The following is a 22,960-nucleotide window of genomic DNA, read 5'->3' on the forward strand; positions in this document are numbered from 1 at the left end:
AGATCGCCTTACTGCTTGCGCAACGACGCCCCCGAGGTCGCGTCGAACAGATGGATGCTTTCCTCGTCGAAGCTGTAGCGAACCGGCGCGCGCAGCGCCGGGCATTCGCGCGCCGGCACCAGCGCGCTGATCTCCTTGCCGCCGGAGCCGAAAGTCACCAGCGCGTCATTGCCGTGGAATTCGATGAGATCGGCGGTGCCTTGCAGCAGGTTTCCTGCGCCGGCTTCCGCCGTCTTCAGATCCGGAGGCCGAATGCCGAGCATCACGCGATCGCCGTGCTGCAGATGGAAGTCGCCGCCTTGCAGCGACAGCACTGTCCCCGCGCCGGTCAGCGTCCAGCCATCCTTGCCCTTGCCGACCATGGCCTCGATGAAATTCATGTTCGGCGTGCCGATGAAGCCGGCCACGAACAGGTTGCCCGGGCGGCGATAGATTTCCGCCGGCGAGCCGATCTGCTCGATCACGCCGTCCTTCAACAAGACGATGCGGTCGGCGAGCGTCATCGCCTCGAGTTGGTCGTGCGTGACATAAACGGTGGTGGTCTTCAGCGACTGGTGAAGCCTGGCGATCTCGACGCGCATATGGTTGCGCAGCTTGGCATCGAGGTTGGACAGCGGCTCGTCGAACAGGAACACTTTCGGCGTCTTGATCATGGCACGCGCTATCGCCACGCGCTGCTGCTGGCCGCCGGAAAGCTCGGTCGGCTTGCGGCCGAGATAGGGTTCCAGGCCAAGCGTTTTCGCGACGGCATCGACGCGCTTCTTGATCTCGGCCGCCGGCACCTTCTGCCGCTTCAGTCCGAAGGCGACATTGTCGAAGATGGTCATATGCGGATAGAGCGCATAATTCTGGAACACCATGGCGATGCCGCGATCGCCGGGCTCGAGATCGTTGACCACCGTGCCGCCGATCGACACCTCGCCGCCGCTGATGTCTTCCAGCCCGGCCAGCATCCTGAGCAGCGTGGACTTGCCGCAGCCGGAGGGCCCCAGGAACACGACGAATTCATGCTCCTCGATAGCGAGGTTGAGATCGCGGATGACGCTCGTGGCGCCATAGGCCTTGTCGACATGGGAGCAAACGATCGCGGACATGCCTTATCCCTTCTCGCCGGTCAGCAGGATCTGCAGCTTGACGTCCTGCGGCTTGCCTTGCGCGGCGCGCTCGAATGCCTTGATGCTTTCGTCAAAATCATAGGTGCCGGTGATCAGTGGCTTGAGGTCGACCTTGCCGGAAGCGATGAGCTGCAAAGCGCGATCGAAGATGTTGGCATAGCGGAACACGGTCTCGATGCGCACCTCCTTGGCGATCGCCGCCGGCACGTTGAGCTCGACCGTCTCCACCGGCAGCCCGACCAGCACCACCGCGCCGCCCGGCCGCACGATGTCGAACAGATTGGCGAAGGCCTTCGGGCTGCCGCTCGCCTCGAAGACGATGTCGGCGCCCCAATTGTCGGTCGCGCTCCGCACCGCGTCGACCAGCGACTGCTCGCCGATATTGACCGGCACGATGCCTGCATATTGCGCGGCGATCTCAAGCTTGGGTGCCGAAAAGTCGGAGATCAGCACCTTGGAGCAGCCGCCCGCCAGCGCGGCCAGCGCGATCATGATGCCGATCGGGCCACAGCCGACGACGACGGCGACATCGCCCGGCACGATGCGGGCGCGCGCCGCCGCCTGCATGCCGATGGCGAAGGGCTCGACCATCGCGCCCTCGGCGAAGGAGACATTGTCCGGCAATCTGTAGGTGAAGGCCGCCGGATGGACGGCGTAGGGCGCGAGAATGCCATGCACCGGCGGCGTCGCCCAGAAGCGCACGTCCGGATCGACATTGTAGATGCCGAGCTTGGCCGCGCGCGACGCAAGGTTCGGCACGCCGGGCTCCATGCAGACGCGATCGCCGACCTTCAGGCTTGTGACATTGGCGCCGGTTTCGACGATCGTTCCCGAGGCCTCATGGCCGAGCACCATGGGCTCGCGAACTATGTAGCTGCCGATGGCGCCGTGCGTGTAGTAATGCACGTCGCTGCCGCAGACGCCGACCGTGTGGATGGCGATCCTGACGTCGTCCGGTCCGACGTCTTGCGGCAGCGCGATCTCGCGCAGCGACAGTTCGCCTTTTTTCTCAAGCACCAGTGCCCGCATCGGGTATCCTCGCATCAATTTTTCTTTTGCCGGAAAACGGAATTCAGGAAGCCGCTCAAAACACCGAGGAACAAAAGCGGCGGCAGCGACAGAAGCACGACCGAGGCGTTGAGGATTCCCCACGGCACGTTCATGCCTTGCTGGGAAAGCTCGGAAGCGACGATCGGCAGGGTCTTGGCATTGGAGCTCGACAGCATCAGCGCTATCAGGAACTCGTTCCAGACCAGCACGAAGCTGAACGCGATGGCGCCAATCAGCGAGCGCGCCGCGACGGGGAGCGCGATCCGCCAGAACACCGAATAGGCGCCATAGCCGTCGACGAAGGCGGCTTCCTCGATTTCCTTCGGCACGCCCTGGAAGGCGGGAATGGCGAGCCACATGATCACCGAGATGGTCAGCAGCGAGTAGGTCACGATCAGTGCCGGCAAAGTGTCGTACAGCCCGACCTGCAGCCAGATCACCATCAGCGGGATAGCCACCGCCACCGGCGGCAGGAAGCGCAGCGACAAGACGAAGAACTGGATGTCGCCGGCGAAGCGGTTGGGATAGCGCGCCACCGCATAGGCCGCCGGCAACCCGAGCACGACGCCGATCAGCACCGCCGAACCGCAGGCGACCACCGAATTGTAGAGCCCGGTCAGCACGCTGTCGCGGCCGAGGATGTAGCTGATGTTGGCGAGCGTCGGCGTGAAGATCGCTTTCGGCACCCGCGTGATGATGTCGACATTGTTCTTGAGCGCGTTGAGCGCCGTCCAGACCAGCGGGAACACGGCCAGGAACCCGGCCAGCGCCAGGATGGCCTTGGCGATCAGGCGGCCCGGTCTCATCGGATATGGCTTCATGCCTGCACCCGCTTCCAAAGCATGGTGAAGGTGATGACGGTCGCGATCATCATCAGCACTGCCATGGCCGATGCGTAGGAGACCTTGCCGGACTCGATGAAGCCCTGCGAGAAGGCGTACATGTCGAGCGTCTCGGTCGCGACGCCGGGCCCACCGCGCGTCATCACATAGATCAGGTCGAAGGAGCGCAGCGACTCGATCATCTTGACGAACATCAGGCTGATCAGCGGCGCCTTCAGCATCGGCAGGGTGACATAGGCGTGGATCTGCCAGCGCTTGGCGTGGTCGAGCCTGGCCGCCTCGATCGGCTGCGGCGGCAAGGTTTCGAGCAGCTTCAGCACGATGACGGCGAAGAACAGCCCCCATTGCCAGACATCGACCGAGGCGACGGCGAACAGCGCGGTGGCGGGCTTGGACAGCGGATCGAAGATCAGCCCGCCGGTGACGAGCCGGTAGGGATAGGTGGCGATGCCGTAAAGCGGGTGGTAGGCGAACTTCCAGACGAAGGCCGCCGAGACGCGCGGCAAAAGCACCGGGATGATGAACAGCAGGCAGTAGACATTACGCATACGTGGGCCGGCGACCTCGAACATCAGCACGCCGAGTCCGATCGCCACCACCATAGTCGCCACCACGGTGACGATCTCCCATTTCACCGAAACCCAGACGGCGTTGAGGAAGCGGCGGTCGGTAAAGAGATCGGCGAAGTTCGAGAACCAGACCCAGGAATAACCCGGCGTGCTCAGCTCGCGGTTCTGCAGCGCGATCACGATGGCATAGAGCGTCGGCACCATCGACAGCACCAGAAGGATGGCGAGGGTCGGAACCAGAAATGTGACCGGCAGGGAAGAGCGGCGGCGGCGCATTGCTATCCTCGGATTTACTGCTGTCTGGCGAAGATTCCGCGGCGCGGATCCCGGCACTCCTTCGAATGCCGTGGATCGCGCGCCGCGGGCGGGAGGATTACTTCTTCTTCGCCAGCTCATTGGCATAGGCATCGAGCTCGTTGAGGCCGCCCTTGATGTCGGTGCGGGTGCCCGTGATCAGCTCTTCCAGGATGATGCCCCAGCGGTCGCCGAGATCGGGCCAGCGCGGATCCTGCCAGAAGTTCACCGCCGTCACCTTGCCGGTGTCGGCCAGCGCCTTGCCGAGATCGGCGCCGTAGATGTCGGCGAATTCCTTGCTGGTGAGGACGCTGGTACGGTTGAGCTCGCCGAATTGATGCGCATCGAGCCGGCGCTTCTCGTTCTCCTTCGACGTCGCCCAGGCGATGAACAGGCCGGCGCATTTCTTCGCGGCGTCGTCCGCATTGGCCTTGGTGCCGATGGCGAGCCCGTGGCCGTAGCCGCCGCCTGGCAGCGGCGAGGGCGGCGGCAGGAAGCCGATCTTGCCGACCACCTGCGAGGTCTTGGGGTCCACCGCCATGCCCGACAGCGGCGTCGATTCGACGAGGATGGCGACCTGGCCGGACAGGAAGGCGCCGGTCGATTCATCCCAGCTGCCGGTCTGCGTTCCGGGCGCCGAGTCCTTGAACAGCTTCAGGTAGGTCTCGGTCGCCTTGACGGCGGCGTCCGAATTGAAAGCCGGCTTGTCGCCGTCGAACCACGTGCCGCCATAGGCCTTGAAGAACGGCATCCAGCGCCAGACATTGGCGCCCGAGCCGCGCGCGCCGCGCAGCGCGATACCGTACACGCCCTTGTCGGCATTGGTCAGCTTTGGCACGTCGGCGATCAGCTCGTCCAGCGTCTTCGGCGGCTGGATGCCGGCGGCCTCCAGCACGTCCTTGCGGTAGACCATCAGGTCGCCGCCACCGGTCAGCGGCGCGAACCATACCTTGCCGCCATAGGTGGCGACCTTTTGGCGGCCCGGATCGAAATCGGCATAGTCGTATTCAGCCGGATAATAATCGGTCAGAGGCACGATCCAGCCGGAAGACGCAAACAGCGCCACATTGGCTTCGTCGACATAGTAGACGTTGTAGTTGCCGACGGTGGAGGCATCGGCGCGCGACTTGGCGCGGCGGTCGTTCTCGTTGAGGTAATCGATCTGGAAGGAAGCGCCGGAGAGTTTCTTGAACTCGTCCTTCGAATCCTCCAGCAGCGTCAGGCCGTCGCGCGGCTGCGCCAGCACCTTGACCGGCGCCGAGCAGACCGGCGCCTGGGCAAATGCTGCGGTTGAAACGGAAGCGGTAAGCACGAACGCTGCGCTGAGGCTGGCAGCAAGCCGGGTTGAATTCATTGGTTTTTCTCCTCCAGGAACACTCGCGAAAGCGGCAGGTCCTCGGACTAAGCGACCCTCACCGTCGCCCGGTCGACCTTCCACCCGCCGCCAAAATGAGCAGTTGGAGAGGGAGAGACTAGAAGCCCCGTTGCAGCAGACCTGTACTTTTATGCATTGTGCGCCGCAAAAAATGGCGCCGGCAGAGTCTGCCCGTCACACGAGTATCGGTACGATTAGAGCAATTCCAGGAAAAGTGCGCAGCGGTTTTCCGTCCGGAATTGCGATGGAACAAAAAGCTAGGGCGGCGAAATCAGGCCCGCAACGTCAGCCGCTGCCGCGACAGCTTGCGGTAGGATGACGGCGTCATCTTGTGCTTGCGCAGGAAGGCGCGGTTGAAGTTCGAGATGTTCATATAGCCGACCTGGAAGCAGATGTCGGTGATCGGGATCTCGGTATCGGCAAGCAGCTTGCAGGCCTGCCAGAGCCTGAGCTTGGCGACATGGTCGCTGAACGAGTTGCCGGTGTTCTTCTGGAAGAAGCGCGAGAACGTGCTTTCGCTCATGCCGGCCAATTGAGCCACGTCGGGCAGCTTCAGATCCTCGGCAAAATGCTGGAACAGATAGGTCAGCGATCGCTGGATGATATCCAGCGACTCGGCATCGAGAAGCGGCGAAAAATCCGGCGACGACAAAAGTTCGTATTCCTCGGTAGTGGCTAGAAGATCCAGCAGTTCGAGGAACATGCGGAACCTCGCCAGCCCGTGCACCTCCCCCATTTTTTCCATCAGCCCGGCGCCGTCGAGCGCGGTCTGGCCGTGGAAGACCATGCCGCGCAGCGAGCGTTCCAGGAACGGTTCCAGCTCACGCAGTTCCGGCAGCAGCCCGGCCGAGCCGCGCAGCCGCTCGGGATCGAATTGCAGCACGATATCGCGACTCTCGATCAGCTCGCCCGGCTGTACCGCGGTCACCCAGTCATGCGGCAGGCCGCCGCCGACGATCGTCAGATAGCCCGGCCCGAACTCGCCGATATGGTCGCCGACCAGCACGACGCCGGATGATTTCCTGAGCAGATGGATTTCGTATTCGGGGTGAAAATTCCAGACATTGCGCTCCCACGGATAGTCGTCCAGCCGCCACAGGAAACTGTCGCTGGCCTCGGTCACGATGTGCTCGAAGGCAGGTACCGTGCGCGGGATCGCGGCCGTGTTCTTTCTGCGCCTGAACGGCATCCATTCCTCCCGGCGTGGCGGGCTGTCCGTATCAGCGCTTTTCGTAGCAGGCCAGCCTTGGCAAGTGAACGGACGGGTTGGGCTCAGCCGGACCGCTCCAGTGAGCGGCTAGGCTTTTACCACTCGGTCGCAGACGATGCCGTTGCGCTGCATGGCGTTGCGCGTATCGATGATGAGGCGCGAATGATTTGCCAGGAGCCCGTAGTCGACCCCGTCGTGATCGGTGACGATGACGACCGCGTCATAGGCAGCGATCGAGTCGCGGTTGAGGCGGATGCAATCCTTGCCGGCCAGCATCGGGTGCTTGCGCGTCTTTGGGATGCGCGCGACGTGAGGGTCATGATAGGCAATGTCGGCGGCGCGTGTCTCGAGCAGCTCGATCAGCTTGAGCGCCGGGCTTTCGCGCACGTCCGACACGTTCTTCTTGTAGGCGACGCCGACGATCAGGATGGCTGCCTGGCTCAGCGGCAGGCCAAGCTGCGTGTCGAGCGCTTCCGAGAGCTTCGACATGACGTAGTGCGGCATGGAGACGTTGATCTCGCCGGCCAGCTCGATGAACTTCGTCGACACTTCGAACTCGCGCGACTTCCAGGTCAGGTAGAACGGATCGATCGGGATACAGTGGCCGCCGAGCCCTGGACCGGGATAGAACGGCATATAGCCGAAAGGCTTCGTCTTTGCCGCCTCGATGACTTCCCAGATGTCTATCCCCATCGCGGAATAGATGACCTTGAGCTCATTGACCAAGGCGATGTTGACGGCGCGGAAGATATTTTCCGTCAGCTTCACCACTTCGGCCACCTTGATGCTCGAGACAGGCACGACCTTCTCCACGATCGCGCCGTAGAAGAGCGCCACCAGTTTCGCGGCGACCGGCCCGTCGCCGGCGACAACTTTCGGAATGGTGGCGGTTTCGAAGCCGATGCTGCCCGGGTCCTCGCGCTCGGGCGAATAGCCGAGGAAGAAATCCCTGCCGGATTTGTAACCCGTCGCTTCCAGGATGGGCTTCATCACCTCGTCGGTGGTGCCGGGATAGGTGGTCGATTCCAGCACGACAAGCTGGTGCTTGCGCAGATGAGCCGCGATGGCGCGCGTCGTTCCTTCCACGAAGGAGAGGTCCGGCTCCCGCTGCTTTGTCAGCGGCGTCGGGACGCAAATGGATATCACATCGCACTCTTCGAGGGCCGCGAAGTCCGATGTCGCCTGGAAACGCCCGCTTGCGCTGATGTCCTGCAGCGCCTCGTCGGCAACGGCGCCGATATAGGACCGGCCCGCCTTCAGCCTCTCGATCTTGCTGTTGTCGATGTCGAAGCCGATCACCCGGAAGCCGGCCCGCGCCGCCACCGCGGCAAGCGGTAGGCCGACATAGCCAAGCCCGATGACCCCGATCGTGGCCGTTCGTGATTCAAGTTTCGAATGAAGTGTCGCGCCGCGAGCCTGCTCGACCAAAGTCATTGTTGCCCTCCACCAGGGCGGCTGACCGGAACCGGCGCCGCATTGCAATGCCGTGAATTCTGACGAACAGGACTTCTGGTAGCCGGCGTCATAACCCCACGTTGTCGTGGGTCCCTCTGCAACTCTTGTGCCAGGAGAGTTGCTTGCCGCCTAAGCCTAGCGCGGAGCCGTGAAGGCAATCAGGCAGCGGCTCACGGCGGATCAAGATTCTGCGGATTGTCAAGCGCGCTGCTTGTGCCGGTTTCGCACGCGGTTGTTCCACTTTAGGTCATCTTAAAGAAGGAGCATCGAAAAACGCAATGATTACAAGAAGGTAATTAACCACTGTTGTTTATCATATTATTAACTATCAGTTGCTTTGCCTGGGGAAATCCTCGTTTCATGGAGCAAGGCGCACAATAAGGGGGTGCGGCTTTCTTCTTTGCAAACGAGGATTGTCGCTCGATGAGCATGAACAGCAACGAAGTCAGATGCCTTGTCGCGGGAGGCGCGGGGTGTCTCGGGACCAACCTCGCCCGTCGCCTTCTCGATCAGGGCGCGCAGGTCGACGTCGTCGACAATCTCTCCACCGGTCGCCAGGCGAATGTCGACCGGTTGTCGCGCCATCCAAACTTCGGCTTCATCAAGATGGATATCGCCGATCCGGCAATCTGCCGGCGATTGCAGCGCCGTCGTTACAGCCATGTCTACAACCTGGCCTGTCCAACGGGCGTTCCCAACATCAAGCGGCTGGGCGAGCAGATGCTGATGGCCTCGTCCGCCGGAACGCTGAACCTGTTGAAGATCGCGCGCAGGTGCAAGGCGAAATACCTGTTCGCCAGCACCGCCGAGACTTATGGCGACCCGGACGTCTTCCCGCAGCCTGAGACCTATGTCGGGCGGGTCGATCCGGTCGGGCCGCGCAGCCCTTATGAAGAAGGCAAGCGCTTCGGCGAGGCATTGACCCGTTTTTGGGGCGGCAAATACGGAATCGAGGTGCGCATCGTGCGCATTTTCAACACCTATGGCCCCGCCATGTCGCCCAAGGATCAGCGTGTCATCCCGCAGATGTTGACCCGCCTCATCGCCGGCCAGCCCGTGCCGATCTACGGCGACGGAACGCAGACGCGAACCTTTCTCCATGTGGACGATCTGGTGAACGGACTTCTCACCGTCGTCGAAAAGGGAGTCAGCGGCGAGGTCTACAATGTCGGCGGCGACGAACAGATCACCGTGCGCGACCTCTTCACAACGGTGAAAAAGGCGACCGGCCTCGCGGGCGAAGCAGCCTTTCGCGAGCATTTCATCGAGGATCACCGCGGCCGCTGGCCGGACACGACCAGGCTTCGAGCCCTCGGCTGGCGGCCGAACATCTCGTTGGAAGCAGGCATCCGCCAGAGTTATCAGGACCTGCTTCGCTCGATGGGCATCAAGCCGGCCCGCTCGGCTCTCGGTCCCGCGCACAGGAGGGACGGCGGCTTGCCGGTCCCGGGCGATCGGTTGCAGCCCGCAGCGCCATGAGCCCGACGGCCGCCCTCAACATGACCTTGATGGTTCTCAGCGCGTCGCTGGGCATAAACATCGCATTCTGGTGCACGGTCGGGCTGCTGCGCTTCATCGCCGAGCTCGGCAGCAGCAAGGCTGCTGAAGCGCCTCGCTTCATCAGTGTCGCCGATGTCGCGGTTGTCATTCCCGCGCATAATGAAGAGATCGCGCTTCCCAAATGCATTGCCGCCCTCAAGGCGATCATCCCGGCCCGGCAGATCTATGTCGCCAGCGACGGATCGAAAGACGCCACGGTTTCCATCGCCCGGAGCCTCGGCTGCAGGGCCCTTGATATCCGGCCCAACGGAGGCAAGGCCAAGGCCATAGCCAGGGCAATCAAGCACTATCGCCTTTGCAAGCGTTTCAAGGCGGTGCTGATCCAGGATGCCGACTCTGAGATCGACCCGCATTATTTCGACCACGCCCTTCCGCTGTTTGACGACCCGGGCGTCTGCGCCGTCGCGGGCCATGTTCTGTCGCGCTGGCGCGATCAGCGCCTGCCGACGCTGGATATGCTCTTCGCCGCCTATCGGACACGTCTCTACAGGGTCCTGCAGACGGCGTTCCAATATGGCCAGTCCTGGAAATGGACCAGCGTGAGCTATATCGCGCCAGGCTTTGCAAGCATGTATCGCACCCAGGCTCTGACCCAGATCGACATCACGGCGCCGGGCCTCGTGATCGAAGACTTCAACATGACTTTCGAGGTGCAGCACAAAGGGCTGGGCCGTGTCGCCTATACGCCGAGAGCGCGATGCTCGTCGGAAGATCCGTTCAACCTCTCCGACTACCGCAAGCAGGTGCAACGCTGGTATCTGGGCTTCTGGCAGACGGTGCGCCGGCATGGCGTCTGGCCAAGCTGCTTCTGGCTGTCGCTCGGCGGCTTGCTGGCCGAATTGCTCGTCATATCGGTTTTCGCGCTCGCTCTGCCCCTGGCCACTCTGGCGTATCTGGCGACCGGCCTTGAAGTGCCCGCATTCTCGATCGGCCAATTGGCGATACGGCCGGTCTCGCCCGTCATTCTCCTCGTTCTGTTCCTCACCGTCGACTATGTGCTCACTTTGATCGTCGCGGTCATCGAGCGGCGGCCGAGCCTGATGCTCTACGGCATCGCCTTTCCCGCCATCCGGCTTCTCGACGCCGCTCTTTTCCTGCGCGCCCTCGTCAAATCCTTCTCCGCGAAATCCGATGGCCGCTGGGTGAGCCCGGCGCGGTACGCGATTCCCGCCGCCGACAGGAGGCACGCATGACCATAACCCGGCGTTCGGTCCTCCTCGGCGGTATCGGCATCCCGCTCCTGGCCGTTGCCGGGCGAGGTGTCGCTACGGCCGCGGCGCGCCTGCCCAATCCGCTGATCGTGACCGTCAGCGGCGTCGGCGCCCGCGCCGACACAGGCAAGCTCGAAGCTGTCGCAAACGCCTTTTCGTCCGCCGGTCTGCCGATCGCCATGACCATCAAGATGGCAGGCGATCCCGGCGACATCCCAGGCTACAGCTCCGGCCTGGCCAAGTGGATCAGGCAGTCCGTGGAACTGGCTCCGAACGCCATCGAATTCGGAATCCATGCCACGAAGATCGCGCCGGCCGATCCTTATCTGCAGGCACGGCAGGCCGGCGAGATGCAGGCCGCCTTCTCGCACATGATCAACGCGTTCGACCGTTACAAGTCCAAGGCCGTCATCACCGCGCTGACGCTGACCACCAATCAGCCGCTGCAATCGCCTCAGGACGCCGCATCGATGAGGTCGGCCGGCATTCGCACCGTCATTCGTCTTGCGGGCGAGCCAGACGACAAGGTCGGCCAGCAGCCTCCGGATGGAGGCTACTGGATGACCAACACCGGCCTTGTGAACACCGTCGCCTCGGCGCGAACATCCGCCACATCGGGCAATGCGACAGCCGCGCTGACGGCGCCGGCCGCGCTTGCGCGGAATATCGCGGCTTTTGCCGCCAACATCGACCCGATCATCGTTGAAATCCCCTTTGACGCGCTCGCCGGCCTGTCCAATACCGATGCGGCCGACTACGCGTCCGGCGTCGCCAAGGCGGGGCTTGCAGCGGTTTCATCAGGCACCGTGCGTGTCCTGACGCCGCAGAAGCTCTATACGCAGAGCCGCGCTGCCGGCAGGCGCTACATCGTGGTCAGGGTGGACGACCTGCGCCTCGACAGCGACACCGATCCGAGCCACATGGCCTTCGTCAAGGGTTTCATCGAAGCCGGCTATCCAGTCACCAACGCCATCATCCCGGCTCCCAAGGCGGGCCCGCTGTCGGCGGACGAAACCAGCAAGGCCTTTCTGCGATCGATGCTGGCGGACCCGCGCTACGATATCGCGGGACATGGCTGGCACCATACGCCGTCCGAGCTGCTCGGAAACTCGCTCGCGAAGGACGTCGACCTCATCCGGGACTGCATGAGCGAAATCTATCGCTCCACCGGCAGGCTGCCGCTGACCTATATTCCTCCGAACGACGATTTCGACGACAACACGCTCGATGCCGTGGCCGGCACAGGGACGCCGATGTTCGCCGCCGAGAAGGGCAACATGCGCTGGTTCAACGGCCTCGACAGGCGCGGAATCCTGCATGTGTCCAATACCGTCAAGTTCGAAGCCGCTTGGACCGGCGACCTTCCCTATTTTTCGCAGGAACAGGTCTTCGATTATCTTGGAGAGGACAATGACGCGGTCTTCTGCATCCACCCGGACACCGCCAAAACACCAGAAAAGAAGCACGTGATACTCGATTCCATCACCCGGATGGCGGCCATGCCGGGCACGACGCTGGTCAATTTCGCGCAGTACTACAAAGCCGTCTGCCCGGCCATGCCGAAGGTGGATCGCATCAGGCAAGCCCGTGCCGACGTGTCGGTGAAGGACTGGACAAAACCCGATCCGTATCGGCTGGAGGAGGAGGCGCTGAGGGCCGATGCCGAATTGGCCTGGACCTATTTCGACTGGGGCGCAAGGCATTACCACGGCATGGCGCCCGCCACGTCCTGGATCGAATCCGGCAAGCAGACCGGATATCCGTTCGTCACGATGTGGGATATCGGATCGCATATCCTGGCGGCGGTTTCCGCCCAACGCCTGCGCATCATCGACCAGGCCGAATTCGAGAAGACGATCGATCGGATCCTCGCATTCCTGGGCCAGGGCGATTTCAGCTTCGCCGGGGCAAAGCTTCCAAATACCGAGCGGCGGCTGAGTTCGAAGGGCGGCGAGCGCGATGGTTTCGATAGCGCCGATACCGGGCGCCTGCTGGTCGCGCTGAAGGTGCTGGACAGCTACACGGAGGGTGCCTTCCCGGTGTTCAAGCTGGTGCGGCATTGGTCGTTCGGACCCGTCCTCGAGGATGGCGAGATGCATGTGGTGAGCGACAGCGGCAAGATTTCGTCGGGACAGTACAACAGCTATGCCGGCTATGCCGGCCGCGGATATAGCCTCTGGGGCGAAGCGATATCGCCGGTCTTCGGCACCGCGGACCCGAGCAACGACATGGACGCCGCCCTCGCGGCCATGGTGGAAATCCAGCGGCGCGGCCGCATCGCGACCGAGCCTCATGTCACCGAGGAAGTCGAGCTGGGCGCATCGCCGCATGGGCGCCTCATGGCGGACATCCTCTACGCCGCCCAGATGAAACGTTTCCAGGAGACCGGCATCCTGACCTGCGTTTCAGAGAGCGCTATGGCCGGGCCTCCCTATTTCACCTACCAGGGCTACCAGTTGACCGACGATGGCGGCACTTTTCCGGTCGACACGTTGAAGACCTCAGCGCCCAACAAGGCGTCAAAGCTTTCCGACTCGTTGCGGCTGGTCAATTCCAAAGGCGCCTATCTATGGCTCGCGGCCAGGCCGGGCGACTACGCGCAAAAGCTCGTGACCTATGTCAGGGAGCGCGCCAGGATGAAGGCAATAGGCTTTTCCGCCGGAGTGTCCGAGCGTACGGGCAAGCGCATCGAGGTCACCGACATCAACACCAACGGCATCATCCTGGAGTCCGTCGCCTATATACTCGGTGGCCGCAAACCGCTGCTGTGGCGGGCTGAGGCCTGAACCCCGCCGCATCCGGCGGCGACGCAATCGCGCTGCACGGCGCCGCGTCACTTGATACGGTTGCGGCAGGCCGCGGCAGGTAGCGTCGGCTGGATCAATCGCTAGCCGGGCCTCCTCCCTTGCCAACATGTCGCATTTCGTTCACAAGGCGACGCAAATGGTGCCATTTCGCGCCGTTGTTGTGCGGCTTCCGGCCCTTTGGCCGACGCGCCGTGTTCTGAAAGAGCGGAACAATGTCTGCGATCGAAGCCGGTGCTCGCGCGCCGGAAAACCTTTGGCGTCAGGAAATCAGGGCGACGATCGCGCTCGCCTGGCCGATGGTGCTGACCAATCTCGGCCAGACCGCCATGACCGCGACCGACGTCATGATGATGGGCCGCCTGGGTGCCGACACGCTCGCCGCCGGCGCGCTCGGCTCCAACCTCTATTTCATGCCGCTGATCTTCGGTCTCGGCCTGATGCTGGCGACCTCGCCGATGATGGCGACCGAGCTCGGCCGCCGCCGCCATTCGGTTCGCGACCTGCGCCGCACGGTGCGCCAGGGCCTGTGGCTGGCGATCCTCATCGCGATCCCGATCTGGACTTTTCTCTGGCATGGCGAAGCGGTGCTTTTGGCCATGGGCCAGAAGCCGCAGCTCGCGCATCAGGCAGGCATCTACCTGCGCTGGCTGCAATGGGCGGTGCTGCCCTTCTATTTCTATATCGTGCTGCGTTCCTTCATCTCGGCGCTGGAGCGGCCGGGCTGGGCGCTGATCATCGTTTTCGTCGCGGTCGCCTGCAACGCCTTCTTCAACTGGGTGTTCATGTTCGGCAATCTCGGCGTCAAGTCGATGGGCATTGCCGGCTCCGGCCTCGCCACCACTCTGTCAAGCATGCTGATGTTCGTCGGCTTGGCGGCAGTGGTGATCAAGGAGAAGAAGTTCCGCCGCTACCGTCTGTTCGGCCGCTTCTGGCGCTCCGACTGGCCGCGTTTCCGCGGATTGCTGAGACTCGGCCTGCCGATCGCCGGCATCCTCGCCTTCGAGGTCACGATCTTCAATGCGGCGGCCCTGCTCATGGGCCTGATCGACGCGGATTCACTGGCCGCCCATGCGATCGCCATCCAGATCGCCTCGATCTCCTTCATGGTGCCGCTCGGACTCAATCAGGCGGTCACGGTCCGGGTCGGCCTGGCGCACGGCGCCGGCAACCCGGAAGGCGTTTCGCGCGCCGGCTGGACGGCCTTCGTCATCGGCGTCTCGTTCATGGCGCTGATGGGCCTGGTGATGATTCTGTGGCCGCATGCGCTGATCAGCGCCTTCATCGATCTCGCCGATCCGGCCAATGCCAGGGTGATCACGCTTGCCGTGTCGTTCCTGGCGTTTGCAGCGCTGTTCCAGATTTTCGACGGCGCCCAGGCAGTCGCCGCCGGCATGCTGCGCGGCTTGCACGACACCAAGGTGCCGATGATCTACGCCGCGATCGGCTATTGGGGCGTCGGCCTGCCGCTCGGCGTGCTGCTCGCCTTCCATTTCGGCCTGAACGGCGTCGGCATCTGGATCGGCCTGGCCTCGGGGCTGGCCGTGGTGGCGGCGCTGCTCTTGGCGCGCTGGCTCAGGCGTGACCGCATCGCGCCGGCGCTGTCCTTCGGGCATTGAAAGCAAGGACGCCCAGTTGCCAACGCTCGGATAGGCTCAGGCCTCACGATCGATGCAGAAGGGGGTTCATTCACGCAGCCTCTGAAATCACACGTCGCCGAGCAAGGCCGCACTCCTTCGCTGATTGGCTTGCGGGTTGACCATATCGGCGTGTCCTTCGCCGCTCATCATGGCCCACAGGTTCTTGGCCGCATGCCAGCCGATGGCCTGAGTTCCTTCAGTCGTCCAGGCCGCGACATGCGGCGTGCACAAGACGTTGGGTAGCGAAAACAGCGGATCGTCGGTCTTCGGCGGCTCTTGGTCGAACACGTCGAGCGCCGCACCCGCGATTTGGCAATTGGCCAGCGCTGCTCGTAGAGCCGTGTAGTCGATCAGCGATCCGCGCCCGGTGTTGACGACGATGGCTGACGGTTTCATCTTCGCGAACGCAGCGGCGTTCAGGATGTGATGGTTATCCGGGCTTGGCGTTGCGTGCAGCGTCAGGAAGTCGGATTGCTCCACCAGTGTGAGGAAGTCGACGAGTTCGATGCCTGGAGGAGCTTCCTTCAGGAAGGGATCATAGGCAAGGATGCGGGCCTCCCAGCCCGACAGCCGTTGCGCCACGCCACGGCCGATGCGGCCGAGGCCGAGGATGCCGACGGTGGCGCCGCGCAGCGTCGCGCCATGTGTCAGGCCGCGCCACCCGCCACGCCGCATGAATTCGGGCGTCCACGTGCCAAGTTGTTTTGCAACAGCAAGCATCAGGGCGACCGCGTGCTCGCTGACCGTGAAGATCTGGAAATCGTTCGGCGTGCTGGAAACCAGAATACCGTGCTCGGTGGCAGCATCGATGTCGATGCTGTCAACGCCAATGCCATATTTGGAGATGTAGCGCAGATCCGGAAGCGCCTGCATGACGCGCCGGGTGATGCGGGTGCCGCTTGCCCCCATCAACGCGACACAGCCCTGTGCGTTGGCAATCAGCTCATCCTCGGTGAAGCGCTTGAACGGCATTTCCCAGAGCGCATTGCCGAAAATGACGTTAACCCCACGCTCGCGCAGCCAGTTCAGCGAGGCGTCAGTCGGGTCGTAGCGTTCAAATGCGAGAACGCTGGGCAAGCCTTGAGCACTCATGATGGTGCGATCTCCTCAGGTACATTCGAATTGTCCCGACGGAAGAGTTCTTGTCGATTTAATCCGCGTCGCAGATGCGCTGGCAGGTATTGCAGCTGCGCGCGCCTTGCCCCACTTTGCCTTGGCGGCGGCTTGAGCGCTCAACCGCGATGGCTGGCAGCGCATCTTCAGCATTCTTGTTTCCAGCACATAGCCCAAGCCTCGCACAGGACCGTCCAAAAAAATAGTGCAGCATAGGTCCCGCATCTGATACGCGCGCCAGCGATGGCGGCCCGGCCTGCAGGATCTTGCCGTGACCCATAACGGCGACGAGATCGGCCATGGTCATGGCTTCACGCGACGATGGTGATGCCGAGCCGCTGCTGCAACTGGCGCAATTCCACCTGCATGGCCTCGCAATTTGGCGTCGAGTGCGGACAGCGGCTCGTCGAGGGGACCGTTTCGGCGACAGTGCGAGCGCGCTGGCGCTGGCCGCCGGACAACTTCGCCACCGGGGCGGTCGGCGAAGCCGGGTAGATGGATGAGGCTCAGCAATTCGTCTACACGCGCACCGTCGCCGGCTGGTGTCAGTGGGCCGCGGCGCGCTCGAGCCTCCGCGCATATTGCGTCAGCGGGAAGCACATGACGAAGAAGATCAGCGCCACCAGCCCGTAGACCTTGAACGGCTCGAAGGTCGCGTTGTTGATGGCGTTGGAGGTCCTGACCAGTTCCTCGAAGCCGATAATCGAGGTCAGCGCCGTCGATTTGATCAGCTGCACCAGGAAGCCGACGGTCGGCGCGCGGGTGATCGCGAAGGCTTGCGGCAGGATGATCAGCCTGAGCTCCTGCAGGTAGTGCAGTCCGAGGCTGGCGCCGGCGTCCCATTGGCCGCGCGGCAGCGCGTCGACGCCGCCGCGCCAGATCTCGGCCAGATAGGCGCTGGCGAAGAAGGTCAGCCCGAGCGCCGCCGCCGTCCATGGCTCGATGCGCAGGCCGAGCATCGGCAGGCCGAAGAACATCAGGAAGAGCTGCATCAGAAGCGGCGTGCCCTGGAACAGCGCGATATAACCCGAAGCGATGCGCCGGCTCCATTTGGTCTTGGCGATGCGGAAGAACAGCACCACAAGCCCGACCAGGGCGCCGCCGATGAAGGCGGCGAGCGACAACAGCACCGTCCAGCGCGCGGCGAGCAAAAGGTTGCGGACGATATCCCAGAAGGTGAACTCGATCATGACACGCCGGCTCCAAGAACTCGGCGGCCGCCGCCGACGAGCAGCCGGCGCAGCCCCATAGACAGGCCGAGATAGACCATGGTCACCACGAAATAGGTCTCGAAGGCGCGAAAAGTGCGCGCCTGCAGCATGTCGGCCTCATAGGTCAGCTCGCGCACCGCGATCTGCGACACCACGGCCGATTCCAGCATCATGATGACGATCTGGCTGGTCAGCGCCGGATAGATCACCTTCAGCGCTTGCGGCAGAACGATCTTGATGAACAGCTGGCGAGGCCTGAGGCCGAGCGCCAGTGCGGCTTCAGTCTGGCCGCGCGGCACGGCGTCGAGCCCGGCGCCGACGATCTCGATCGTATAGGCCGCCATATTGAGCGTCATCGCCAGCATCGCGGCCAGGGTCGGGTCGAGCCTGACGCCGAGGCTGGGCAGGCCGAAGAAGATGAAGAAAAGCTGCACCAGGAACGGCGTGTTGCGCATCACCTCGACATATGTGGCGATCGCCAGCCGCAGCGGCTTCGGGCCGTTTCTTTTGCCGGCAGCGCCCAGGATGCTGAGAAAGGTTCCCGCGAGCGTGGTGACGGCGATCAGAAGGATCGTCGTCGCCGCACCGCGCGCGATCGCGCCCACGGCACCCGCAAGCCAGCCGAAGTCCAGGCTGTAGCCCATGGCGATTGACCTTGTTGGAAGCGCCTGGCGCAGGGGGGTGGTCCGGGGCTTTTTACGGCGTGCCGAACCGCCCGCGATCAATCCTTGAGGTTGTCGGGATTGAGCGGCGTCTTTAGCCAGGCCTTCGAGCTTTCATCGAGCTTGCCGTCGGCGAGCATCTTGGCGACCGCGTCGTTCACCGCCTTCTTCAGCTGGTCCTCGTTCTTGTTGAGGCCGATATGCGAGGGCGAGGTGAGCAGCTGGAATTTCTGCTCCGGCTTCAGCGCATCCTGCTTGGCCAGCACCTGCGCCCCGACATCGTTGCCGACGACCATCAGCTGGGTCTGGCCGGAGATGAACGCCTGGATGACGGAATTATAGTTGTCGAAACGGCGGATATCAGCCGAAGCGGGTGCGGCCTCGGTCAGCGAGGTGTCCTCCAGCGTGCCGCGATTGACGGCGATCGACTTCTCGGCGAGGTCGTCCTTGCCTTTGACGGCAAGCTCGGCCGGGCCGATGACGGCGATGTAGTAGGGCGCGTAGGCGGCGGCGAAATCGATCACCTGCTCGCGCTCCTTGGAGTAGCCGACGCTCATCAAAATATCGACGCGCTTGTCGGTGAGATAAGGGATGCGGTTCTGGCCGGTGACGCTGACCAGGTTGAGTTTCACCTTCAAGGCATCGGCGATCGCCTGCGCGACGTCGATGTCATAGCCCTTGATGCTCATGTCGGCGCTGGCCGAGGAGAAGGGCGGGAAGTCGGAGAAGATGCCGACATTGATGGCGCCGGCCTTGGTGATGTCGTCGACGGCGTCGGCCTTTGCGACCTGGGTGGCGAGACCGAAGCCCGCCGTGGCGAGCATCATCGCCGCGGCAATGGATGACTTGAACTTTGCGTGACGAGTCATTGTTATTCCCCTGCTGGAAGCTTGTTGTTGAAACCGGCCGCCGGCTCCAGCGCGGCGGCCGTGTTGGTAGAGCTATTCCGGGAGACGCGGTTTAGGCTTGGCGACTTCGCCATAGCTTCCGTCCGGAATTGCGTGAGATATTAGCCCTTCTTGATCGCCAGGCTGAACACCATCAGGCTCAGGATCTCGAACAGGACCTGGGCGCCGACATGGGCGGTGTTGGTGGTCGCGTCATATTGCGGCGCCACCTCGACGACGTCGCCGCCGACGATGTTGAGGCCTTTCAGGCCGCGCAGCAGCTCAAGCACCTCGCGCGTCGTCAGCCCGCCGACTTCCGGCGTGCCGGTACCCGGCGCGAAGGCCGGATCGATGCTGTCGACGTCGAAGGAGATATAGGTAGGGCCGTCGCCGACGATCTTGCGCGCCTTCTCGATGATTGCCGGGATGCCGAGCCCGGTCACCTCCTCGGCATGCACGACGGTCATGCCGGATTCGTAGGTGAACTCCCACAGATATTCGGCCGAGCCGCGAATGCCGATCTGGATCGTGCGCGAAGGATCGAGCACGCCGTCCAGCACCGCGTTGCGGAACGGTCCGCCATGGTGGAACTTGGTCATGTCGAACAGCCCGCTGGTGTCGCAGTGGGCGTCGATATGGATCAAGCCGACCGGCGCTTTTTTGCCGACCGCCTTCAGGATCGGATGGCTGATCGAGTGGTCGCCGCCGACCGAGAGCGGCAGCACGCCGGCGTCGACGATCTGGTTGGTACGCTTTTCGATGTCTTCATGGCTGATCTCCAGCCGGTAGCGGCTGCGGAACGGCGTGTCGCCGATGTCGGCGACGCGAAGCTCATGCGTCGGCGCGCATTCCAGCACGTGGTTGTAGGGGCCGATGCGCTCGATGGCGCGCAGCGCGCGCGGCCCGAAGCGGGAGCCGGGACGGTTGGTGACGCCGAGGTCCATCGGCACGCCGATCATCGCCACCTGCAGGTCGCCGAAATCCGGATTGTCGGCCGCGATCTCGCGGTAGGGCGCGGCAAGGAAGGTCGGGATGCCGGAGTAGGGCGCGAGGCGCGTGCCCGCCTTGTTGAAGATCTTGTCGGCGACCTTGCGGAATTTCGGGTCGAACATCTCGCCGCCATGGCTCTCGCCATATTTGCGGCGCAACGCTTCGAGCTTGCCGCGATCGTAACCCATGTCCGGTCTCCTCTCTTGCTGCCTGCAGCGCTGCCCGCATGGACGATTTGCCAAGCCAGCCTGTTGTCCGGTTGGATCGTTGCCCGCCGGCTGCGCTGCGGATTTCGCGTCTCTTGAAGCTGTTCCGGGCAAAAGTGTCGGGCAGCCGCTTTGAAAAATCAATTGATATTGTTAGGGTCTTGGCTGTGAGAAAATCTCACAAACTAGGAGCCGACCCATGGCCAAGCGCCTGCCGCCGCTGAACCCGCTGCGCGCCTTCGAAGCCGCGGCGCGGCACGCCTCGCTGACCAAGGCCGCGGCTGAGCTGAATGTCACGCACGGCGCCGTCAGCCACCAGATCAAGGCGCTCGAGCAATCGCTTGGCGTGAAACTCTTCGAGCGCACCGGTCAGCGCGTGAAGCTGACGCCGCATGGCGCCGAGTTCCTGCCGGCGGTCTCGGCCGCCTTCGACGGCATCGCCGCCGCCACCCAGCGCATGACGCGGCCGGCAAGCGCCGGCGCGCTGTCGGTATCCTGCGTGCCGGCGCTGCTCTTGCTCTGGATGACGCCGCGCCTCGGCTCTTTCACGGCGCAATATCCGGACATCCAGCTGACGCTGATCCCGTCCAACGACGCCAGGGATATCCGTGCCCCGGATATCGACGTCTGCGTGCATTATGGCGACGGCAGCTGGAGCGATTGCTGGATACGCAAATGGTCCGGGCTGGAACTTTTTCCCGTGGTCAGCCCGACGCTGATCAACAACCGGCCGATCCGCGGCGTGCGCGACCTTGCCGATCACGTCTTCCTGCATGGCGACGACGGCCGCGAATGGCACACCTGGCTGGCCGCCGCCGATGCGCTCGATCTGGAGCGCGGCCGCCGCCATCATCTGGGCGATGCGCGTATGGCGACGGAGGCCGCCGTGCACGGCCATGGCGTGGCGCTCGGCGATTCCGTCACCGCGCGCGCCTTGCTCGCCAGGGGCATGCTCGTCGCGCCTTTTACCTTGTCGGTGCCGGCGGTCGATGATTTCTACGTCGTCTGCCGCAACGAGATGCGCTCGGCGCCGATCGTCCAGCTCTTCATCGACTGGCTGTTCGCCGAGAAGGAACAGGATGAGGGCCGGGCCGACGCGCCGGTGGCCGGCCGCGTGCCCAGCCGCAGGAAACGCCCCGCCCTGAAGGTCATAGGCGCCAGGGCCGGATCCTGATGGCTGGACTTGCATAGCTGCTTTTTGTCGGGCCAGCTTGCAAAGCAGCAAGCGCGTTCGGAAATACGGTGCTAAGAGGCAGTTGGCTAAAGCAATTCCGTGCAACGGTCTTCCGTCCGGAATTGCTCGAACAAGGATTTGAAGCGTGACGCCGGCGTTTCCGTGCGTTGTGTTTTATGGATGAGCAAGCATGCCAAAAACCGATATAGCGCGGCGCGTCTACAACCATACCTGGAAGCTCGACCCGATCGTCCGCAGCCTGCTGGACACCGACTTCTACAAGCTCCTGATGCTGCAGATGATCTGGGGCATGTATCCCAAGGTCGACGCCACCTTCTCCCTGATCAACCGCACCACCTCGGTGCGCCTGGCCGACGGGATCGACGAAGGCGAATTGCGCGCCCAGCTCGACCATGCCCGCACCTTGCGTTTTTCCAAGAAGGAGATGATCTGGCTGGGCGGCAACAATTTCTATGGCCGCAAGCAGATATTCGAGCCGGAATTCCTGGCCTGGCTGGAGAATTTCCGCCTGCCCGACTACCAGCTTTCCAGGCGTGACGGCCAGTACGAGCTCTCCTTCCCCGGCCCCTGGATGTACACCACGCTCTGGGAAATTCCGGCTTTGGCCATCATCAACGAGCTGCGCTCCCGCGCCGCCATGCGCTCCTACGGGCCGTTCGCGCTCGATGTGCTTTATGCCCGCGCCAAGGCCAAGATGTGGGCCAAGACCGAGCGGCTGAAAGCGCTGCCCGGCATCCGCATTTCCGACTTCGGCACAAGACGCCGCCATTCTTTCCTGTGGCAGCGCTGGTGCGTCGAGGCGCTGAAGGAAGGCATCGGCGATGCCTTCACCGGCACCTCCAACGTGCTTCTGGCCATGGACAACGACCTCGAAGCTTTGGGCACCAACGCGCATGAGCTGCCGATGGTCTTCGCGGCGCTGGCCAATTCCGAGGCGGAATTGCGCGAGGCGCCCTACAAGGTGCTGCAGGACTGGCAGCGCTACTATGGCGGCAATCTCCTGATCGTGCTGCCCGACGCCTTCGGCACGGATTCCTTCCTGCGCGACGCGCCGGACTGGGTCGCCGACTGGACCGGCTTCCGCCCCGACAGCGCCCCTCCGATCGAGGGCGGCGAAAAAATCATCGACTGGTGGCGCAAGAAGGGCAAGGACCCCAAGCAGAAGCTGCTCATCTTCTCCGACGGCCTGGAGGTCGAGACCATCGAGGAGACCTACAGGCATTTCCGCGGCAAGGTGCGCATGTCCTTCGGCTGGGGCACCAACCTCACCAACGATTTCGAAGGCTGCGCCCCGACGGAAACCGACAGCCTCGACGCCATTTCGCTGGTCTGCAAGGTCACCGAAGCCAATGGCAGGCCGGCGGTGAAGCTCTCCGACAATCCCGCCAAGGCGACGGGAGACGAGAAGGAGATCAAAAGGTATCTGAGGATTTTCGGCGAGAAGGGGCGGGTGGAGCAGCTGGTGAAGGTGTAGAGGGCGCTGCCGATCTGACGTCGTCATGCGGGACTGCAAAGTTGGATAGGCTGAGTTCCTTCGCGCCCCCCTCTGTCCTGCCGGACATCTCCCCCAC

18 protein-coding genes and 1 pseudogene are annotated in these 22,960 nt (G+C 63.2%); 6 read left to right on the top strand and 13 right to left on the bottom strand.

The window, feature by feature from the left end; translation table 11 throughout:
• Positions 1-8: 8 nt before the first annotated feature.
• The 7 genes from ugpC to FJ956_RS25510 all read right to left on the bottom strand — a co-directional run bounded on the left by ugpC (position 9) and on the right by FJ956_RS25510 (position 7,889).
• On the bottom strand, positions 9-1,094 hold the full coding sequence (ugpC, locus tag FJ956_RS25480; protein ID WP_140682429.1) for a sn-glycerol-3-phosphate ABC transporter ATP-binding protein UgpC: 1,086 nt from the start codon (positions 1,092-1,094) through the stop codon (positions 9-11).
• Positions 1,095-1,097: 3 nt separating this feature from the next.
• A complete protein-coding gene (locus FJ956_RS25485; protein ID WP_140682426.1) occupies positions 1,098-2,144 on the bottom strand; it encodes an NAD(P)-dependent alcohol dehydrogenase in 1,047 nt (348 codons plus the stop codon).
• 14 nt (positions 2,145-2,158) lie between these two features.
• On the bottom strand, positions 2,159-2,971 hold the full coding sequence (locus FJ956_RS25490) for a carbohydrate ABC transporter permease (protein ID WP_140682422.1): 813 nt from the start codon (positions 2,969-2,971) through the stop codon (positions 2,159-2,161).
• Between the two features lie 11 nt (positions 2,972-2,982).
• Entirely contained in the window at positions 2,983-3,852 is an 870-nt protein-coding gene (locus FJ956_RS25495; RefSeq protein ID WP_140682419.1) for a sugar ABC transporter permease, read from the bottom strand.
• Positions 3,853-3,949: 97 nt separating this feature from the next.
• A complete protein-coding gene (locus FJ956_RS25500) occupies positions 3,950-5,224 on the bottom strand; it encodes an extracellular solute-binding protein (RefSeq protein ID WP_140682416.1) in 1,275 nt (424 codons plus the stop codon).
• A 292-nt stretch (positions 5,225-5,516) separates the two neighbouring features.
• Complete coding sequence (locus FJ956_RS25505) at positions 5,517-6,434, bottom strand: AraC family transcriptional regulator (RefSeq protein ID WP_140682413.1); 918 nt, start codon at positions 6,432-6,434, stop codon at positions 5,517-5,519.
• A 108-nt stretch (positions 6,435-6,542) separates the two neighbouring features.
• Positions 6,543-7,889, bottom strand: coding sequence for a nucleotide sugar dehydrogenase (locus tag FJ956_RS25510; protein ID WP_140682410.1), 1,347 nt, complete (start codon positions 7,887-7,889; stop codon positions 6,543-6,545).
• A gap of 444 nt (positions 7,890-8,333) precedes the next feature.
• Here FJ956_RS25510 and FJ956_RS25515 point away from each other — a divergent pair, with 444 nt between their 5' ends.
• The 4 genes from FJ956_RS25515 to FJ956_RS25530 all read left to right on the top strand — a co-directional run bounded on the left by FJ956_RS25515 (position 8,334) and on the right by FJ956_RS25530 (position 15,104).
• Positions 8,334-9,389 carry an NAD-dependent epimerase/dehydratase family protein gene (locus tag FJ956_RS25515; protein ID WP_140682407.1) on the top strand — a complete coding sequence of 352 codons (1,056 nt, stop codon included), beginning with the start codon at positions 8,334-8,336 and terminating at the stop codon, positions 9,387-9,389.
• A complete protein-coding gene (locus FJ956_RS25520; protein ID WP_140682404.1) occupies positions 9,386-10,663 on the top strand; it encodes a glycosyltransferase family 2 protein in 1,278 nt (425 codons plus the stop codon). Before FJ956_RS25515 ends, FJ956_RS25520 begins: the two co-directional genes overlap by 4 nt.
• Positions 10,660-13,467 (top strand): DUF3131 domain-containing protein, encoded by a 2,808-nt coding sequence (locus tag FJ956_RS25525; protein WP_140682401.1) that lies wholly within the window; start codon positions 10,660-10,662, stop codon positions 13,465-13,467. Before FJ956_RS25520 ends, FJ956_RS25525 begins: the two co-directional genes overlap by 4 nt.
• 233 nt (positions 13,468-13,700) lie before the next feature.
• On the top strand, positions 13,701-15,104 hold the full coding sequence (locus FJ956_RS25530; RefSeq protein WP_140682398.1) for an MATE family efflux transporter: 1,404 nt from the start codon (positions 13,701-13,703) through the stop codon (positions 15,102-15,104).
• 87 nt (positions 15,105-15,191) lie between these two features.
• Here the strand turns inward: FJ956_RS25530 and FJ956_RS25535 are convergent, their stop codons facing one another.
• The 6 genes and pseudogenes from FJ956_RS25535 to speB all read right to left on the bottom strand — a co-directional run bounded on the left by FJ956_RS25535 (position 15,192) and on the right by speB (position 20,176).
• Positions 15,192-16,217 (bottom strand): hydroxyacid dehydrogenase, encoded by a 1,026-nt coding sequence (locus FJ956_RS25535; protein WP_140682396.1) that lies wholly within the window; start codon positions 16,215-16,217, stop codon positions 15,192-15,194.
• Between the two features lie 265 nt (positions 16,218-16,482).
• Positions 16,483-16,763: pseudogene (locus FJ956_RS25540) on the bottom strand (polyamine ABC transporter ATP-binding protein); the annotation flags it as partial.
• A 20-nt stretch (positions 16,764-16,783) separates the two neighbouring features.
• A complete protein-coding gene (locus tag FJ956_RS25545; protein ID WP_140682393.1) occupies positions 16,784-17,428 on the bottom strand; it encodes an amino acid ABC transporter permease in 645 nt (214 codons plus the stop codon).
• Positions 17,425-18,093 (bottom strand): amino acid ABC transporter permease, encoded by a 669-nt coding sequence (locus FJ956_RS25550; RefSeq protein WP_140682390.1) that lies wholly within the window; start codon positions 18,091-18,093, stop codon positions 17,425-17,427. Before FJ956_RS25550 ends, FJ956_RS25545 begins: the two co-directional genes overlap by 4 nt.
• A 77-nt stretch (positions 18,094-18,170) precedes the next feature.
• Positions 18,171-18,980 (bottom strand): transporter substrate-binding domain-containing protein, encoded by an 810-nt coding sequence (locus FJ956_RS25555; RefSeq protein ID WP_140682387.1) that lies wholly within the window; start codon positions 18,978-18,980, stop codon positions 18,171-18,173.
• Between the two features lie 140 nt (positions 18,981-19,120).
• Positions 19,121-20,176 carry an agmatinase gene (gene speB / locus FJ956_RS25560; RefSeq protein ID WP_140682384.1) on the bottom strand — a complete coding sequence of 352 codons (1,056 nt, stop codon included), beginning with the start codon at positions 20,174-20,176 and terminating at the stop codon, positions 19,121-19,123.
• A 217-nt stretch (positions 20,177-20,393) separates the two neighbouring features.
• Between speB and gcvA the strand changes: the two genes are divergently transcribed.
• Together gcvA and pncB are read left to right on the top strand one after the other, a co-directional pair.
• Positions 20,394-21,368 carry a transcriptional regulator GcvA gene (gene gcvA / locus FJ956_RS25565; RefSeq protein ID WP_140682382.1) on the top strand — a complete coding sequence of 325 codons (975 nt, stop codon included), beginning with the start codon at positions 20,394-20,396 and terminating at the stop codon, positions 21,366-21,368.
• Positions 21,369-21,558: 190 nt separating this feature from the next.
• Entirely contained in the window at positions 21,559-22,863 is a 1,305-nt protein-coding gene (pncB, locus tag FJ956_RS25570; protein WP_140682380.1) for a nicotinate phosphoribosyltransferase, read from the top strand.
• Positions 22,864-22,960: the final 97 nt, after the last annotated feature.

It is taken from the genome of Mesorhizobium sp. B2-4-3 (assembly GCF_006442815.1).
Lineage (GTDB): Bacteria > Pseudomonadota > Alphaproteobacteria > Rhizobiales > Rhizobiaceae > Mesorhizobium.